Source organism: Polaribacter vadi (genome assembly GCF_018861005.1).
GTDB classification, from domain to species: Bacteria; Bacteroidota; Bacteroidia; order Flavobacteriales; family Flavobacteriaceae; genus Polaribacter; species Polaribacter vadi_A.
Map to the genome: position 1 here is coordinate 156,577 of NZ_JAHKQL010000008.1, position 17,755 is coordinate 174,331.

Here is a 17,755-nt window from a genome sequence, read left to right on the forward strand (position 1 = left end):
TCATTTCTATAAATATAATAAAAAAGAAAAAGCTCTGAATAAATCAGAGCTTTTAAAATTTTAAAAAATTTGTTTTTATTTAATCACTAACTTGCTAGTAGCAATTTTAGTACCTTCTGTAACTTTTAAAATGTATAATCCTGATGCTATTGAAGAAACATCAATATTAGATTTTGTTTCAGAAAAGCTAGTAGATAAAACTTGTTTACCTAATACATTAAAAATAGCAACTTCTTTTTTATCTGTACTATTAGTTGTAATTGTAAAACGACTATTTTTTACAGGATTTGGATATGCTGCAAAACCTTCGATAGAATTTTCTTTTATTGAAGCAGTAGCCGATTTTGGAGTTACATCTGCCCATGAATCCGAAATTCTCAATTCATCCACCTGCATAAAAGGTGTTTCACCTGTTGAATCTTGTCTTAAAATGAATAAGTTTATACCACTTGATGGTGAATCATCAATATAAGATAATGTAGCTGTTGGTATTGTACCTTCAAAAGAAGATGCATCTGGATTAACCCAAAAACTAACTGTAGCATCATCCATATTATAAGCTGTTACAATAAAAAGCACATCATCTATATTATAAGTTCCTGTCGTAAATTTAGTATCAACCCCAAGACCAATATCAAAAGTACTTCCATCTGCGTCTGGATTTGGTCTAACCCACAACCTTGTATCATAACCAGATGTATTACCTGCAAGAGATGCAAAGTAACCTCCATCAGTTAAGTCAGTCATTGAAGAAATGTCTGTAACTTTTAAAAGAAAAGAAGCATACACTGTACCTGCAGTAACATCTGCAAATGTTGTGTAATTTTCTATACCACCACCATCAAAAGTTACGGAGTTACCAACTGAAGATTTAAGACCAGTATAACTTAAACTACCGTCGGCAATTAATATATCATCACCTGAATTTACAGACATCCAATTAGATTGAGCTGAAAGTGCTTCACCTAAAGTGTAATCAAATGTTTCTTCTATTGGAAAACCAACACAGTTTGGAGAAGTAATTACCTCTGAAAAATCACAGCTACTTCCAGCCCCACCAACTAAAGTGAAATTTATGTCTGTACCTTCTGACACACCCGAAATAGTTATGGTACCAGTTTCTAAACTTGTTGGAGAATCTCCTGATAAAGCGCCTACATCAGAATTAAGCGTATATGTAATTCCTGTATTACCTCCAGAAAAATCTATTGTTACAGTATAAGTATCTACACCCGAAGTTACAGCATCACAAGTTGTGGTATAATTAAATAACGTAATAACACAAGGGTCTGTTGCTATATTTTCTGCTCTAAAAGTTGTGTCAGATGTTGTATAACTACCATCTGCTAACCTTTGGATAGACTGTGTACTTTGAGAACCATTTTCACCTTCATTATACTGCTCTGTCTTTCCAAAACCAGTTAATAAACCATCATCATCACTATCATTTGTATCGTAAATAATTACATCTATTAACCCTGTTAGTGTAATATCTGTATCATTTGGAAAATCAGTTTCATTAGCTTGATAAATAGCCACGGCATCCGCACCATTTTGTAAAACATTACTAGCTCCCATATCAATGTCAGCATCTGTAACTAAAGGAGTATTAGCCAAAATAAAGAAACCGTTAGCATCAGTAGTTTTACCATCTAAATCAAAAGCAACATAACTCTTGTCATCACTTCCATTAAATAATACAACTACATAACCATCTAATGATGTATTTGGAGTCCATTTTAGTTCTATAAATTCTGCTACATCTGTTCCGGCTGTATCCGCATCAACCTCGTTAATAACTATCTGCCCAAAAGACAGTAACGTAAAACTAAAAGTTAATAATAATGTAAAAAAGTAATTTTTTTTCATGTTTGTTTGTTTTTGAATTAAAGGGATAAATTTAATAAATTTTATTTAGTAATGGTAAATATGTCTGATTATGTTATTGTTAAATGCTAATATTAATATTTAGGTTACAATATTAAATCATTGTTAAGAAGCTGTTATTATAATAGAATTATGAGTATTTTTGATTTTTATCAGATAAAATATTATGAATAAAAAAGATATTAAAATCTTATTAGTTGATGATGAGCCAGATATTATTGAGATTATTGGTTACAATCTAAAAAACGAAGGCTATCAAATATTTACAGCCGCAAATGGTTTAGACGCCGTAAAATCTGCAAAAAAAAATATACCCCACCTAATATTATTAGATATTATGATGCCAGAAATGGATGGTATTGAGGCTTGTGAAAAAATAAGAAAAATTAAATCTCTAGAAAATGTAATAATTGCTTTTTTAACTGCAAGAGGTGAAGATTATTCCCAAGTTGCAGGATTTGAAGCAGGTGCAGATGATTATATTACCAAACCAGTAAAACCAAAAGTTTTAGTAAGCAAAATAAAATCTTTACTAAGAAGACTAAAAACTGAATCTGAGACTGAAGATTCTCTTAAACTTGGTGATATTATTATTGACAGAGATGAATATGTAGTTTATAAATCTGGCAAAAAAATTGCACTACCAAGAAAAGAGTTTGAACTTTTTTCGCTTTTAACATCTAAACCTGGTAAAGTTTTTAAAAGAGAAGTTATTTTAGATACTGTTTGGGGTAATGAAGTTGTTGTTGGTGGCAGAACAATAGATGTGCATATTAGAAAACTTAGAGAAAAAATTGGTGATAACCATTTTAAAACTGTTAAAGGTGTAGGTTATAAATTTGTTTTGTTAGAAGACGAAGGTCAATAAAAAATAATTAAGAGTTAAATACTACAATTTTTGAAACTAAAAAAAACATACTCTTATGCTTTATGGTCGGCTATTTACCTAACATTGCTTGCGGTTGCAATTTCCATGATTTCTTATTTTATAATTAGTGAACATTTAGGTATTACCACAATCTTAATTTCTTCGATTGTATTATTTATTATTTCTTTTTTTATTATTCAATACAGAGCTGAACATTTTATTTACAGAAGGTTAAAAAAATTATATCAAGAAGTTTCTATTTTAAATGTAAATGATTTAAAAAGAGAATCTGCAACTACAGATATAGAAAAACTATCTAAAAGTATGCAAAAGTTTGTTGAAGGTAAGCGACTAGAAATAGAAAGCTTAACAGAAAGAGACTCTTTTAGACGAGATTTTTTAGGCAATGTTGCTCATGAATTAAAAACACCCTTATTTACTGTACAAGGTTATATTCTTACCTTAATTGAAGGCGCCATTAATGACAAACAAATACGAATGAAGTATTTAGAAAGGGCTAATAAAGGTGTTGAAAGATTGGTTGCTGTAATTAAAGATTTAGATATGATTGCTAAATTAGAAAATGAGGGAACAAAATTAGATGTAGAAGTATTTAATATCTTAGAGCTGATTCAGAATGTTTTTGATTTGTTCGAAATGAAAGCTAAAAAAAGGAACATCACTTTAACTTTTGATAAAACTCATGAATTTCCTGTTTTTGTAAAAGGCGATATAGAAAAAATTGAACAAGTATTAATTAACTTAGTTGTAAACTCTATTAAATATGGAAAACCTAATGGAAAAACTTACGTTAGTGTTCAAGATTACTCTGAGAAAAAATTTATAATTAAAGTTGTTGATAATGGTGAAGGGATTAAAAAAGAACATATTTCACGATTATTTGAACGTTTTTACAGAGTAGACCAAAGTAGATCTAGAGAGCAAGGTGGCTCTGGTTTAGGCCTTTCTATTGTAAAACATATTGTTGAAGCCCATGATGAAAACATCTTACTAAAAAGTGTTTATGGTGAAGGTTCTGAGTTTTCTTTTACACTCGAAAAAGCGAGGTAAAGAAAAATATATACATCTTCTGATTTATATAAAAACAATTTGAGTGTTAGCTTAAAACTTTTTTGCTAAACTAAATCAAAACCAATATCTTTTCTGTAATTCATTTTATCGAAATTAATTTTATCAATGCTTTTGTAACTTTTTTGTAAAGCTTCTTCTATAGTATTTCCAAAAGATGAAATAGCCATAACTCTACCTCCGTTTGTAACAACTTTATTGTCTTTTATCTTAGTACCTGCATGAAAAACGATTGAATCATTAACGTTATCAAAACCAGTTATTTCTTTTTCTTTTTGATATGCCTCTGGATATCCACCAGAAACTAACATTACAGTTGTTGCAGTTTTATCTGTAACAGAAAAAGATTTTTGATCTAAAGTTTGATTTGCAACACCTTCAAATAAATCGAATAAATCAGATTCTATTCTTGGCAATACAACTTCAGTTTCTGGATCTCCCATTCTTACATTATACTCTACTACAGAAGGGTTACCATTATCATTCATTAAACCTATAAAGATAAAACCTCTATAATCAATTCCGTCTTTTTGTAAACCAGCAATTGTAGGTTTTACAACCAGTTCTTCAACTTTATTTAAAAATGATTCATCTGCAAAAGGTACAGGAGAAATTGCACCCATACCACCAGTATTTAAACCAGTATCTCCTTCACCAATTCTTTTATAATCTTTTGCTGATGGTAAGATTTTATAATTTTTTCCATCAGTTAAAACAAAAACAGAAAGTTCTATTCCTTTTAAAAACTCTTCAATAACTACTGTAGATGATGCTTCTCCAAACTTTTGATTTGACACCATTTCTTCTAATTCTGCTTTTGCTTCATCTAAAGAATTTAAAATTAAAACCCCTTTACCAGCAGCTAAACCATCTGCTTTTAACACGTAAGGTGGCTCTAATGTTTCTAAAAATGTAAAACCATCAGTTAGATTATCTTTAGTAAAAGATTGATACTTTGCTGTTGGTACATTATGCTTTTGCATAAATTGTTTAGAAAAATCCTTACTACCCTCTAATAAAGCTCCATCTTTTTTAGGACCAATTACAGGTATGTTTTTTAATTCTGCATCAGCTAAAAAGAAATCATGTACACCTTCTACTAAAGGCGCTTCTGGCCCAACAACTACCATATTAATATTATTCTGTAAAACAAGATTTTTTACAGCTATAAAATCAGTAGGATTGATATTAATATTTTTTGCAATTTTATCTGTACCAGCATTTCCTGGGGCTACAAAAAGGTTGCTAATTTTATTGCTTTCAGAAAGTTTTAATGTAAAGGCATGTTCTCTACCTCCAGAACCTAAAATAAGTACATTCATTTGTTGAGTGGTTAAGTCTGCAAATATATTTAAAATGTTTAGAATTCTACTTTTGAGAGAAGTACATTTTAATTTTAGTTTACTTTTTATTTAGTAAGCTTTTTCTTCTTTAAGAAAAACATTAAAAAATGTTTGAACAATTATTTTAATATCTAGAAAGAAAGACCAATTTTCTATGTAAAAAATATCTAATCTTACTCTATTTTTAATATCAGATTTTTTAATTACTTCTCCTCTATAGCCGCTAATTTGAGCAAGACCAGTAATACCAGGCTTTACAGAGTTTCTTACCAAATAATTTTCTATTTCGTTGGTATATTTTTTTGTTTGAATATTCATATGTGGTCTTGGACCAACGATACTCATATCACCAAAAAGAACATTAAAAAATTGTGGCAACTCGTCTAAACTTGTTTTTCTTAAAAATGCACCAACTTTTGTTATTCTTTTATCATTTTTAGATGCAGAAACTTTATCAGCATCATTATTAACCGTCATTGATCTTAATTTAAAACAAGAAAACTGACTACCATTAATTCCATCTCGTTTTTGTTTAAAAAACAAAGGTCCTTTAGAATCAATTCTTATAATTATCCATAAAATAGGTAATAGCCATGAAAGAATTGTAACACAAACAATTAGTGAAAAAATAATATCTAGAATTCGTTTTGAAATGTGTGTTTCAACTTTCTCAAAAGGAAGTGGTTTTGGTTTTAAAACAGGAATTGTACCAAAATATTCTAAAATAAAATCTTTTCTATAGATCGCTTTATTTTCTGGTAGAATTCTTAGCTCAAGATCTTTTTCTTCAGCAAATTTTCTAATTTTAGTAAGTTGATTTGCAGTAATCTCTGAAGGATTACAGTAAATTTCATCTACCTCTTCATTTTTAAGGTATTTAAACCCCTTTTTTACTGCTCCTAAATATTCTTGTGATTTGTATTCTGAATTTGAGAAAAAACCATTAAAACGATAACCAAAATCGTTTTTAGAATGAAATAAATCTTTTAATTTTTTTGCTGAATTAATTCCACCAAACAAAACAATAGATCTATGGTCTTTACCTTCTGATCTAAACTTTCTAAGTATATAGAAAATAAAAAACTTGAAAAAAGTTATAAAAGATAAAATTAATAAGAAAATAAAAATCTGATTACCAACAACTTCCCCTTCTTTAAATACAGAAAAATAACTTAGATAAGCAAGACCAAAAACAAAAAATTGCGACATTAAAAGGGTAATAATAACCCCAACTTGTGTATACCTATAAACGTTGTAAAACTTGGTATAATAGGTTGTTATTAACCAAGAAATAATAATGTAGGTAAGAAATGAAGTATTTAAATAGTCTTTAAATGAAGTTGTAAAAATAATTGAACATATTAAAAATAGATCAATTAAGATTACTAAAGGCTTTATATAAATGGATTTCCTTTGTTTCAATTCCTTATTTTTATAGAAGTTAGTCTAACATTTTTTTAATGTTATAAATTAATGTTAAACAGACTGCTAATATTATAATTTAAAAGGATAATAAAAAATAAAAGTGAAAAATAATTGAATTTTAAACAAAAAAAAGTAAAAAAAATAAAATTAAACTAATAAAAACCTCAAATATTATTGATAATTTATTTTATAAAAATATAATTTTCTATAAACCCCATTTATAGAAGTATTTAATTGCAGATATAGTATGTCTGAAAAATAATTTCATATCCCTAGAGGATCCTTGTTTTAATACGTGTTTAATTTCTTCTTTAGGATAATAAAGCTTTCTTTTTCCTAATTCATCTATTTTTTTACAAATATCTACATCTTCCATATACAGGAAATAGCGTTCATCAAAACCTTTTAATTTTACATAATCATCAGTTTTGTAAAGGTGAAAACAACCTGCAAGGTAGTCTGCATAAAAAGGATTGGTTAAATCTTTGTCTTGGTATTGCCCTTTAAACACTTTTGGTTTTAAAATGGGTTTAAAAATTGGAAATCTTCTAGCAATGAGTTCTAAAAACTGTGGATATCTTCTACAAGAATATTGGTGTTCTCCATTTGGGAACAACACTTTTGGAGCAATCATCGCTAAAGATTCGTTATTTTTTAATTCTTGAATTAAATTAGGAATGACAGTTTTCTCGAAATAAACATCAGGGTTTAAAATTAGATGAAAATTGGATATATTCTTAATTTTTTCTATTACTACATTATGGCCTGCTCCAAAACCTATATTATCTCCAATTGCTATGTATTCTATTTCTATATCATTAAAAACTCCTTGAAACAGTTTTTCACTTGTATTATCAATTAAATATAATTTCTTGGTTAATGGAACGCTTAAAAAGGATTGTATTGTTTGTGACAGCTCTTCTAAATCTTCATTATAAAGGACAATTGATACTGTTACTTCTAATTTCTCTTTCATTTTTTAATATGCTTTTTCTTCTCCTTTAAGAACATTTAAAACAGTCTGAATTATAATTTTAACATCTAAAAAAAAAGACCAATTTTCAATATAAAAAATATCTAATCTTACACGGTTTTTTATATCAGATTTTTTCTTTATTTCTCCTCTATAACCGCTTATTTGAGCTAAACCAGTTATACCTGGTTTTACTATATGCCTTTTTAGATAATCATGTACTTCTTTTTGATATTCTAAAGACAAACTTTCTATATGTGGCCTAGGACCTACTACACTCATATTACCTATTAATACATTTAGGAATTGTGGTAATTCATCCATACTTGTTTTTCTTAAAAAAGCACCTACTTTAGTAATTCTTAGGTCATTTTTAGAAGTATGAATATTATTATAAGATTCTTTATTGACTCTCATACTTCTAATTTTATAACAAATAAAACTTTCTCCATTAAGACCTTCTCGTTTTTGTTTAAAAATCAATGGTCCTTTAGATTCTAATTTGACAATAATCCATAAAAGTGGTAGTAACCAAGATAAAACCACCACACACACAAATGATGAAAAAACAATGTCAAAAATTCTTTTCTTGTATAAACTTTCTACAAAATCAAATGGTAATTTTCTGACATTTAGCACCATTAATGCGTCATCATAATACTCTACACTTTGATTTTTACTATACAACTCTATTGTATCTGGTATTAATTTTAAAATGATATTTTTTTCTGTAGCAAACTTGTTAATATTTTTTATTTGTTCTTTTGTATGCCCAGTTAATGATAAATAAATTTCATCTACTTCATTATGGGTAACATAATCGTAAACGGTTTTAAACTTACCTAAAAATTCAGGGTTTTTGTGCTCTTTATTTGAAAAAAAACCCAAATATTTATACCCTAAATTTGATTTGCTTTTAAACAATTTTATCACATTTTTTGAAGCCTGATCATAACCTATAACGACTGTTGTTCTTAAGTTATTACCTAAAGATCTATAAGTTTTTAAGAGAAAGAACCATAAAAACTTATTTATAGATGTAATTGAAAGAATTATCAATAAAATAATAAATTGATTTTTAAAGACTTCACTTTCATTAAAAACTCCAAAAAAAGCAAAATAACCAAGAGTAAATACTAAAATTTGTTTGCTTAGTATTGTAAATAATCTTAGCGTTCTTGTATGCCTATAAACCTTGTAATAATCTAAGGAATAAGATGTTATTAACCAGAAAAAACTGAGATATAAATTAAAAATCAAAGTAAAATTGTGATTTCCATAATTAAAAAACAAAATAATATTAATAACTAAAATATCAATACATATTTGTAAAGGTTTAATTAAATAAGAATATCTTTTCTTCAAGCTTTAAAATTTAATAAAGAAGCAAATATATTGTTTTAATATAATATTTTTTCTATCATTTTATCGATAGTGAAAATATTTCTTGCTACTTGTTTTTTGATGATTTTTCCTTTGGGTAATTAAATCGAACTTTTATAAAAAAATTCAGCCACTGCTTTATAGTGTTAAGATTTTTAATTCTTATATACTTTAAAAAACATATCTTACAACTAATTTAATTAGAGAGAACGTTATAATAAATTCTTTCTAGTTTTAGAATGTTTTTTTCTAAGTCAAACTCATTTTCAAATTTTTTCTTAGCCGCTAATGACATTTTATGGATTAACAATTTACTGTTATAAAGTTCAACAATTTTATCTGCAAATATAGTAGAATTTGCATCTACTAAGAAACCATTTATATTATGTTCTATCAAGTCTTTATTACCATCTACATTTGTTAAAACACCGGGTTTAGAAAGCATTAAAGCTTCTAAACCTGCGTAAGATAAACCTTCGTACCTTGAAGATGAGACAAAAAAATATGAGCTATTTAAAATTGCAAGAATATCTTTTCTATCAATCCAGTCAATTAATGTAATATTAGAACTTAAATCATATTTATCGATCAGGTTTTTAACATTTTGTAATTTTGGAGAAAAAAAACCTACTCCTAGAACAACTAAATGAATATCTGTTATTCTATCTTTTACTTTATAAATTGTTTCAATTAGTAATTCTGTGTTTTTCTGATAAGAAGGTCTACCTATGGTACATATATAGTTTTTTGGCAAATTAATTTTATTTTTTGTTACTTTATTATGGCTGAATTTAGGTAAAGAATTTTCCCATAACAAAACATTATTCTTAGAAAACTTTAATTCTTTTATAGCCCTATTGAATTCCGATTTTGAACAAGCCAATATTTTTGAAGAAGTATATTTAAAACTTTTCTCAATAAATTTAAATATAAGTCTTTTCAATTTTTGATCTGCGCTTAAATAAGAAAATGCATGAGGCGTATATAAACACGGAATTTTAACAACAGATGCCACCAAACGCCCTAGGATTCCGGACTTTGCGCTATGACAATGAATAATATCTGGTTTAATTTTTTTTACTAATTTAAGCAACTGACAAAAGGCAACTAAATCTTTAAATATACTAACTTCTCTTTCTAAGTTGAGATGATATGACTTAATTTCATCACCGGATTTATCTGAAATTTTTAGATTATAATCAGATTTATTTAAAATAATTTCATTTTTAAATTTACTAGAATCAATGAATTTTGATAGCAATTGTATATAAACTCCGACACCAGCAACTGGTTTTGCTATGTGTAGAATTTTAATCATATATATGTATATTAGACACGCTGTTTTTTTACTCTTTAAAATAGTTAAACTACATTTGAAAACGCAAAAATATTATAATGATTGTTATAAACGCAAGATTTCTTTCTCAAAAAACTACAGGTGTACAAAGATACGCTATTGAAATATCTAATCGCCTACCCCAACTTATTAATGGAATACAAATAATCTTTGTTGCTCCAAAAGGGAGTTTAATAAATAAAAATAAATTACCTAATTGTAAAATAGAGCAATTTGGTCATTTTAAAGGTCATTTGTGGGAACAAATAGATTTGGTATATTTTTTAAAAAAAAAGAACAATCCTATTCTTATTAATTTTGGAGGTATAGGGCCTATATTTTACAAAAACAAAATAACTTATCTACACGATTTAGCTTTTAAATATTACCCAAAAAGTTTTTCCTTTCTTTTTCAAAAAGCGTACAACACTTTAATTCCAATTAGTGTAAAAAATTCCTTAAAAACAATTACTGTGAGTAATTATGTTAAGGAAGATATTAAAAAAAATATTAACATTAACAATATTGAAGTAGTCTATGCTGCACAAGCAAACCATTTTAAAAATTTAAATTTAAAAAGAGAAAAATATATTTTAGCTGTTTCTTCTCTTGATCCAAGAAAAAATTTTCACAGAATACTAGAAGCATATAAGGATGTTGATAGTGAATATAAACTTATTTTTGTTGGAGCAAAGTCTAAAGCTTTTTCAAATATTAAGATAGATAATAAATTAATAGAAAAAAATGTAACTTTTACTGGATATTTGCAAGATTCAGAATTAATTGAGTATTATAATAAAGCTTCAATATTTATTTATGCATCTTTATTTGAAGGTTTTGGAATACCTCCTCTTGAAGCACAGGCTTGTGCATGCCCTTGCTTAGTTTCAAATATCACATCTTTACCAGAAGTGTATGGAGATTCTGTAGAATATTGCAATCCTTTTTCAGTAGAAGATATTAGAAATAAGCTAAATTTACTTATTAACGATAAAAATAAAAGAGAAATTCTTGTAAAAAAAGGATTTGAAAATATTAAAAGATATAATTGGGATAGTTCCGTAAAAAAATTAGTTCAAATTATTGAAAAAGAATTAATCTCAATTAAGATTTAATTAAAAAGTTATTATTACAATTTGTTTTTTGACTTGCAAAAAGAATAGCTCCAAAGAAGCTATAAAAAATAACACCATCTGATCTTTCTAATAAGTTTTCTGTCATAAAAATCAAAGTTGTTATACAAGAAAAATAAAATAATAGATAATTATTATTTCTAAAAGCTTTTTTAAAAAGCATAATTAAATGAGATAAGAATAGTAATAGTCCTATAAAACCTGAGCTCAACCAGAAAAAAACATATTGATTATGGGTATTATATTGGTGCCATTTATATACTTTAGCACCTATTTTTTTGTTATAACAATTATTCAATTCATCCTGTATATCACCAATACCTACCCCAAAAAAAGGATGTTTTTCTATTAACCATAAATCACAATAATATATTCCATTTCTTACATTGGAAGAATTAAAATCCTTAGTTTTTGATTTTTTTTCTAACAAAGTTAAACCTGTATTGAAATATTCTTTCAATCTAATAGAAAATGGGTTTTTGAATGTAAAAGAAAGAATAGTAATTATAACAAAAATTAAACTTATCTTATAGAACTTACCTTTTGAATATTTTGTAAAAAAGATTATTACTAATACACTGGAAATTAATAACGCTATTAAAGGCATTCTAGCAGATATAAAATAAATCCAAAAAATTAAAGTAATTATGGTTACTAAAATTAAACCTTTATAAACTTTAATTTTGACTTTGTTAAATTTTGATCCAAGAAAAAAAATGACAAAAGAAGCCCACAAACCTTGATATGTTGTATGAGTATTTGAAATACTGATAACATAGTTTCTAAATCTTCGAAGTTTTATTCTAGAAACAGACACTTCATCTATTTGGCTAATAGATTGATAACCATTTGCTTTTATTTCTTGAATTGTTAAATTCTGTAAAATAAAATCAAGATTAAAAATAATATTTATAATTTGATAGAAAACTAAAATGACAACTGAAATAGAAAAAACATACAACACCTTATTACTATTTTTTTTATTTAAAATATGTTTATTTAAAAAAATAATAAAAGGTATTACTATAAAAGAAATCATTTTTATAAGAGAATTGACTCCGTAATTAATGTTATCTGAATAAATAAGAGAAAGTATGAGAGAGAAAAAAGGAATTATAAACCACAAAATATCACTATCTAATTTGGTTTTATATTTACCTCTCTTAAAAAAAAAGAAAATTCCAAATAAACTCCAAGTAATTGTTAAAATGCTTCTTGTACCAAAAGTCAACAATGGAAAAGCGGCCATTAAAAAAGTTAAATATATAAATATTTTACTTAGAACATATTTCTTAACTTTCATGTTATTAACTTCTTTTTTCAGTTTTATTAATTCTTAAGAAAAATAAAGGGAATAAGGATAAAAACACTATTCCTTGTGTATAAGTAATAAAAATACCGCCAATCATAAAAGAAAATAGCATAAATATAAATTTATTGTCTTTTTTACTTTTACTCAAAACAAATAATATGGCAAGAACTACACCTATTAGACCTATAGATATAATTAATAACAGCCAATAATTGTCTAGAGTCGCACTGAATCCAGAGCCCCTTACTGAACTCCCAACCTTACCAATACCAAAACCAAAAAGTAAATTAAACTTTACATCTATATCATTTATCCAATGATTTATCCTTGCAAAAACTGAATATACAGACAAAAAATTATGCTTAGAGAGAAAGAAGCCAACTATAAGTGTAAGAGGTAAACTAAATTTTAGTATTATAACAAGTCTTTCCAGATTTTTCCTTTTTGAAAAAAACTTTAAGCCTTCATAAATAACAAACACTAAATATGCGCTTCTTACAAAAGAAAAAATCATTAACATTAGTGATAACCATTTTTTACCTTTATATTTTTCATTTCTATCCATTAGAAAATAGGATATTAAACCAAAATATCCCACTGAAGCAGCATCACCTATTAAAGCCGGCGATCTCCAAAATTTAAAGAAATTACTTATTTTAAACCTATACTCAGGATCATTCCCCCAAACAAATCTACCCGTTAATAATTTCATATAATCTTCAGAACCTAAATAATAAGTAAGACCTATAAAAATAAAATTTAAAAAAGTCAAAATAAACAACAACTTCAATATATTATTCCATTGCTTTATAGAGAAAGAAACTTGACTAAAAATAAAAATTAGTATAAAGACTAAGAAAACTTCTCTAAAGGCTAGAAAGATCTTATTAAAATTGAAAACATTATAAATAAGTATTAAAAAAGTTATAAATAAATATCCAAAAAAAAGAACATCAATAATTTTAAATTTTATCTTTTTAACATTCTTTAAACAGAAAACACCAACAATTAAAGTAAACGACAAAGGATGTATTATTGATTTTAATTCCCAAAAATCAAATAAATCAAATAAAACAAATAAAAGTATTCCTTGAGTTGATAAAACCTGTAATATTAAAGAAGCATAAAAAAAATTTGAAATATTTACTTTCATTTTTATCTGTTTAACACCTTTTTAAATAACCTCACATACTTATTTGATACATTATCAATTAAAAATTGATCAAGATACTCATTATTGAACTTAAATTTTTTTATAAAATCATCAGATGATAACAGTTTTTCGAGAATATTGTTGAGTTCTAAATTATGAGGATTAAAAAGAAAGTCTTTGTTATTATCTAGTAGTTCCTTAATCCCACCAATATTAGAACCTAATACAACCTTTTTATGAATTAACCCCTCTAAAACCACTCTACCAAAAGGTTCTTCCCATAATGATGGCACTATTAGAATATCAATACTTTTAAAAAAAAGAGTTGAATCAATGTAACCTAGATAAGCTATTTTTTTAGAATTATTAATGTTTTTTAAGGATGTTAAGTATGCATTATTAATGTTTCCAGCAATAAGTAATTCCCAATCATCAATTTCTTCTATTTCTCTAAAGCTTTTTAGTAAAAACTCAATTCCTTTAGACTTATTTATTTGCCCAATAAACCCAAAGACAAGTTTATTCTCTCGCTTATTAATTTGTTTAACTTTATCAAAAGAAAATCCATTGTAAATCACTTTATGAGTAGCATTAGAAAAATAACCATTTGATATATGGTTATCTAAAATAAAATTACTAATGCCAACTACAGCATCAACATTTTGAGAAATTCTCTTTTTTTTAACTGATAATATTTTACAATCAAAACATTGTTTAATACAGTTTTGATCGTTCTTATATTTTATTGATTTCGGGCATTGCAAATAATAATCTCTAAGAGTATGAACTATTTTGATATTAAATTTTTTAGCCAATTTCCATGCCCTAACTGAAAAACCACTTAAATTATTTGTGAACAATATATTAGGCTTAAAATCTTTGAAAAGTTCAATGATTTTTTTATCATATCTTGCATTTTCAGCATCATTTATATGCCAAAGCAATTTTTGAATGGAATTTTTCTTATCATTACTAAATGGCCAATAAATATTTCTAATTTCTAATTTATCTACAATAACTCCATTTAAATTCACTTTTTTGTTCTCTTCACCTAAGGTTAATACTAATACTTCATAATTATTTTTCACAAAAGATTCTGCCAAAGATTGTACAGACTTTTCAGCACCACCCAATTTATATGGAGCATATAATGTATTTAATATTAATATTTTCATTTAAATATTTTAAAAAAAATTTTATTAATTTTATTTTTTAGACTAAAACCTAAAGTTAAAATTACAAATAAAAACAATAAAATTTTTAAAGAAACCTCATATTCTAAAGAGTTCGTATAAAAACTTATTAGTGATATTCCAAAAAATATAATTGGAATGGATAAAAGAAATAATTCAGGGAATTTTATTTTTAAAAATCTATTATAAAAAAATTTTAAAGATAAAGACAATAAAAATTTACTAATTAGTGTTGCGATACTTGCACCTATTATACCCCAAACAGGAATTAGGAAAAGATTTAAGACTATATTTATAGCTGCTGATAAAACTGTAAATACAGGGATTAATCTATTACCTCTTCCTCTTATATCATAAAACAAAGTAGCTGCAAAAAAATAATAAACCCCATGATACACAAATGCAAAAGAAATGAAAGGAATTACTTTCCACGACTCATGATATTCTTTGGGTGTAATTAAACAAATTATTTCTTTGCCAAACAAAGATAAACATAAAGCTATGATAGAATAGAATAAAACTAACAACTTAGATAAATCTGATACTTGAGTAATATCATGCTTTTTCATTTTATTATTAAACCAAGGTACAAAGGCCTGATTAATACCCTGAGCTAGCATAAAAACAATACTCCCAAAGTTACTTCCTATGGAATAAATTCCGACCAAAGCTGTTGAAAGAAAATTATTAATAATTAATCTATCTATTAAATTTGTTGCGACACCTGATAATGTATGTGGTAGTAATGGCAATGAGTAATTTAATACTTGTTTTAATATTGTTTTCTTTATACCAAATTGTAAATCTTTTTTAAAATTTATAATTGTAATAATAAAAAAAGAAAAATTAGTTATTGCTAAAGCTCCTAAAACACCTAAAACACCAATTTGTAAAAAAATCACTGAGAAAAGTAATAACGTAATATTTACAATAAAAAAGGCAATATTATTTTTCCCAAACCTATTTGCAAGCTGTCTTGCCTGTAAAGAACTTTGATAAATAATAAAGACAGGGTTAAACAATATGGATACTAGTCCCAAAATCATAAATGGATAAAAATCTATTCCATTTAAAATTAAATCTAAAGTTTGTTTATGAAAAATTAGTAATAAAGCAGTAAGAACAGAACTATTAATTATTACAAAAGTTATTATTGTTCCAAAAAGTATTTTTACTTTTTTTTCGTTATGCTTAAATTCGTGAAAAAATCTATTAAGGCTTCCATGAAGTCCAAATAAATAGAATACATTCAGAAAAGCATTAATTGTTGATACTATACTAATTACTCCATAATCACTTGGAGTTAAATAAACAGTAAGCAATGGAATTAATAAAAAATTTATCCCTTTTTGTAAAAGTATTATACTACTATAAATACTAGAATTCTTTACTAATCCTTTAACACTCATTAGGTATTGATAGTTTTATTAAGAATTTCCACTATTTTTCCAGAAGAATCCCCATAAAAATCACTTTCAATTGCTGCATTATAAAATTTAGCTTTTTTTTGCACGCTAGGCTTTTGATTCCTTAACATATTAATTTGTTCTTTCAAATCTTCTAAAGTTTTACAAAAAATCACTAATCCATTTTCTATAAAGCCGTAATAATCAAGTGGATTATTACTAAAATTATATTGAATAGAAAATACATTTAGCAAAACAGCCTCTAGATGAATAGATGAATTACCAGAAATAATTACATCTATTTTAGACAAAAACTCAAATGAGTTTTCTTTTTTTGGGTCTGAAATTTCGATGTTTTTAATGGTTACTTTTCTTTTATCAGATGGATGAGGTCTAATAACAATTTGCAAACCAGGAAAGGCATTAATTAAATAGCTTAATAAAGTTTCTATTTCCATAATATCATCCATTGAGTTGTAAGCAATACCCAACACTTTTAGTCTATTATTTTTATTTATACTTTCTGCATAAACGTCAAATTTTGACATTCCTGTCAAAAAAACTTGTGAGTTAACTAAACCTGATTTTGAATATTTATTTAATGAATCTTGACCTTCTAAAAATGCATAATCGAAATCCAATGGAGGAAAATAATTTGAAACTGCAGCATGCTGAATATAATATGTTTTAACTCCTATTTTTTTTGCTGACATTAGCATACTTCGAGAAATTATAACATGATCATTTGCGAAAACTATTGCTTTTGGCTTGTACCTGTTAATTAATCTTAAGCATTCTTGATTTGTACCATAACATTGGAAAAACAAATCATAATACGAGGTAGTTTTTTTAGGTGTTTTTATAAAATACGTTAAAAACTTAAAAGGGAAAAAAATATTATATATAAATCTTCTTTTTAAAGAAAATGTATGCACATTAGGCAGTGCTTTTTCTTTTAAAGAATGAAAAGAAACAATAATAGAATTATCAACCGTTTTTTGAATATGTTTAAAAGATTCATAGTTATTCTTAGAAAGAGATAAAAACCAGATTTGATTTTCTGGAATTGTTTCCCTTATAAATCCTCTAAATATATTTCCAATAAATTCTTTAAAAATTTTTTTAACTTTTCTTAAATGAGATTTTGGAGAAATTTCATTTCTTCTTTCAACACTAACAATATTCAAATATCCACTAAACCAAATTCTTAGTATATAATTCCAATCTTCAATTGTTTTACTCTTCAAAATGACT

At 26.1% G+C, this 17,755-nt stretch carries 14 protein-coding genes; 3 read left to right on the forward strand and 11 right to left on the reverse strand.

The features are described from left to right. Window positions 1-75: 75 nt before the first annotated feature. Window positions 76-1,869, reverse strand: coding sequence for a T9SS type A sorting domain-containing protein (locus tag KO506_RS05845; RefSeq protein ID WP_215993962.1), 1,794 nt, complete (start codon window positions 1,867-1,869; stop codon window positions 76-78). Window positions 1,870-2,053: 184 nt separating this feature from the next. Here KO506_RS05845 and KO506_RS05850 point away from each other — a divergent pair, with 184 nt between their 5' ends. Next, entirely contained in the window at window positions 2,054-2,755 is a 702-nt protein-coding gene (locus tag KO506_RS05850) for a response regulator transcription factor (protein WP_215993963.1), read from the forward strand. A gap of 30 nt (window positions 2,756-2,785) precedes the next feature. Further along, on the forward strand, window positions 2,786-3,826 hold the full coding sequence (locus tag KO506_RS05855) for a sensor histidine kinase (RefSeq protein WP_215993964.1): 1,041 nt from the start codon (window positions 2,786-2,788) through the stop codon (window positions 3,824-3,826). Window positions 3,827-3,891: 65 nt separating this feature from the next. Here KO506_RS05855 and purD read toward each other — a convergent pair whose 3' ends face one another. From purD to KO506_RS05880, 5 genes are all read right to left on the reverse strand, one after another. Next, complete coding sequence (gene purD / locus KO506_RS05860) at window positions 3,892-5,166, reverse strand: phosphoribosylamine--glycine ligase (RefSeq protein WP_215993965.1); 1,275 nt, start codon at window positions 5,164-5,166, stop codon at window positions 3,892-3,894. A gap of 90 nt (window positions 5,167-5,256) precedes the next feature. Then, a complete protein-coding gene (locus tag KO506_RS05865) occupies window positions 5,257-6,609 on the reverse strand; it encodes an exopolysaccharide biosynthesis polyprenyl glycosylphosphotransferase (RefSeq protein ID WP_215993966.1) in 1,353 nt (450 codons plus the stop codon). A 208-nt stretch (window positions 6,610-6,817) separates the two neighbouring features. Next, entirely contained in the window at window positions 6,818-7,588 is a 771-nt protein-coding gene (locus KO506_RS05870) for a glycosyltransferase (RefSeq protein ID WP_215993967.1), read from the reverse strand. 3 nt (window positions 7,589-7,591) lie between these two features. Further along, entirely contained in the window at window positions 7,592-8,950 is a 1,359-nt protein-coding gene (locus KO506_RS05875) for an exopolysaccharide biosynthesis polyprenyl glycosylphosphotransferase (protein ID WP_215993968.1), read from the reverse strand. Between the two features lie 214 nt (window positions 8,951-9,164). Next, entirely contained in the window at window positions 9,165-10,286 is a 1,122-nt protein-coding gene (locus tag KO506_RS05880) for a glycosyltransferase (protein ID WP_215993969.1), read from the reverse strand. A gap of 77 nt (window positions 10,287-10,363) precedes the next feature. Between KO506_RS05880 and KO506_RS05885 the strand changes: the two genes are divergently transcribed. Beyond that, the gene (locus KO506_RS05885) at window positions 10,364-11,419 is read left to right on the forward strand and encodes a glycosyltransferase family 4 protein (RefSeq protein ID WP_215993970.1); all 1,056 of its coding nucleotides are present in this window, start codon (window positions 10,364-10,366) and stop codon (window positions 11,417-11,419) included. On the opposite strand, the gene KO506_RS05890 is transcribed toward KO506_RS05885, so the two are convergent. The 5 genes from KO506_RS05890 to KO506_RS05910 are packed head-to-tail and all read right to left on the reverse strand — an operon-like array spanning window position 11,409 to window position 17,748. Further along, window positions 11,409-12,740, reverse strand: coding sequence for an O-antigen ligase family protein (locus KO506_RS05890; RefSeq protein WP_215993971.1), 1,332 nt, complete (start codon window positions 12,738-12,740; stop codon window positions 11,409-11,411). The two genes, KO506_RS05885 and KO506_RS05890, sit on opposite strands and share 11 nt — an antisense overlap. 4 nt (window positions 12,741-12,744) lie before the next feature. Beyond that, entirely contained in the window at window positions 12,745-13,902 is a 1,158-nt protein-coding gene (locus KO506_RS05895) for a hypothetical protein (protein ID WP_215993972.1), read from the reverse strand. Window positions 13,903-13,904: 2 nt separating this feature from the next. Next, entirely contained in the window at window positions 13,905-15,077 is a 1,173-nt protein-coding gene (locus KO506_RS05900; protein WP_215993973.1) for a glycosyltransferase family 4 protein, read from the reverse strand. Continuing rightward, on the reverse strand, window positions 15,074-16,504 hold the full coding sequence (locus KO506_RS05905; protein ID WP_215993974.1) for an oligosaccharide flippase family protein: 1,431 nt from the start codon (window positions 16,502-16,504) through the stop codon (window positions 15,074-15,076). Before KO506_RS05905 ends, KO506_RS05900 begins: the two co-directional genes overlap by 4 nt. Beyond that, complete coding sequence (locus KO506_RS05910) at window positions 16,504-17,748, reverse strand: hypothetical protein (protein ID WP_215993975.1); 1,245 nt, start codon at window positions 17,746-17,748, stop codon at window positions 16,504-16,506. The genes KO506_RS05905 and KO506_RS05910 overlap by 1 nt, the downstream gene beginning before the upstream one ends. Window positions 17,749-17,755: the final 7 nt, after the last annotated feature.

What these genes read in the sequence shown, in the direction of transcription:
- KO506_RS05845 (WP_215993962.1), bottom strand. Translation starts at nt 1,869, where the DNA reads ATGAAAAAAAATTACTTTTTTACATTATTATTAACTTTTAGTTTTACG.
- KO506_RS05850 (WP_215993963.1), top strand. Translation starts at nt 2,054, where the DNA reads ATGAATAAAAAAGATATTAAAATCTTATTAGTTGATGATGAGCCAGAT.
- purD (WP_215993965.1), bottom strand. Translation starts at nt 5,166, where the DNA reads ATGAATGTACTTATTTTAGGTTCTGGAGGTAGAGAACATGCCTTTACA.
- KO506_RS05870 (WP_215993967.1), bottom strand. Translation starts at nt 7,588, where the DNA reads ATGAAAGAGAAATTAGAAGTAACAGTATCAATTGTCCTTTATAATGAA.
- KO506_RS05880 (WP_215993969.1), bottom strand. Translation starts at nt 10,286, where the DNA reads ATGATTAAAATTCTACACATAGCAAAACCAGTTGCTGGTGTCGGAGTT.
- KO506_RS05885 (WP_215993970.1), top strand. Translation starts at nt 10,364, where the DNA reads ATGATTGTTATAAACGCAAGATTTCTTTCTCAAAAAACTACAGGTGTA.
- KO506_RS05890 (WP_215993971.1), bottom strand. Translation starts at nt 12,740, where the DNA reads ATGAAAGTTAAGAAATATGTTCTAAGTAAAATATTTATATATTTAACT.
- KO506_RS05895 (WP_215993972.1), bottom strand. Translation starts at nt 13,902, where the DNA reads ATGAAAGTAAATATTTCAAATTTTTTTTATGCTTCTTTAATATTACAG.
- KO506_RS05900 (WP_215993973.1), bottom strand. Translation starts at nt 15,077, where the DNA reads ATGAAAATATTAATATTAAATACATTATATGCTCCATATAAATTGGGT.
- KO506_RS05905 (WP_215993974.1), bottom strand. Translation starts at nt 16,504, where the DNA reads ATGAGTGTTAAAGGATTAGTAAAGAATTCTAGTATTTATAGTAGTATA.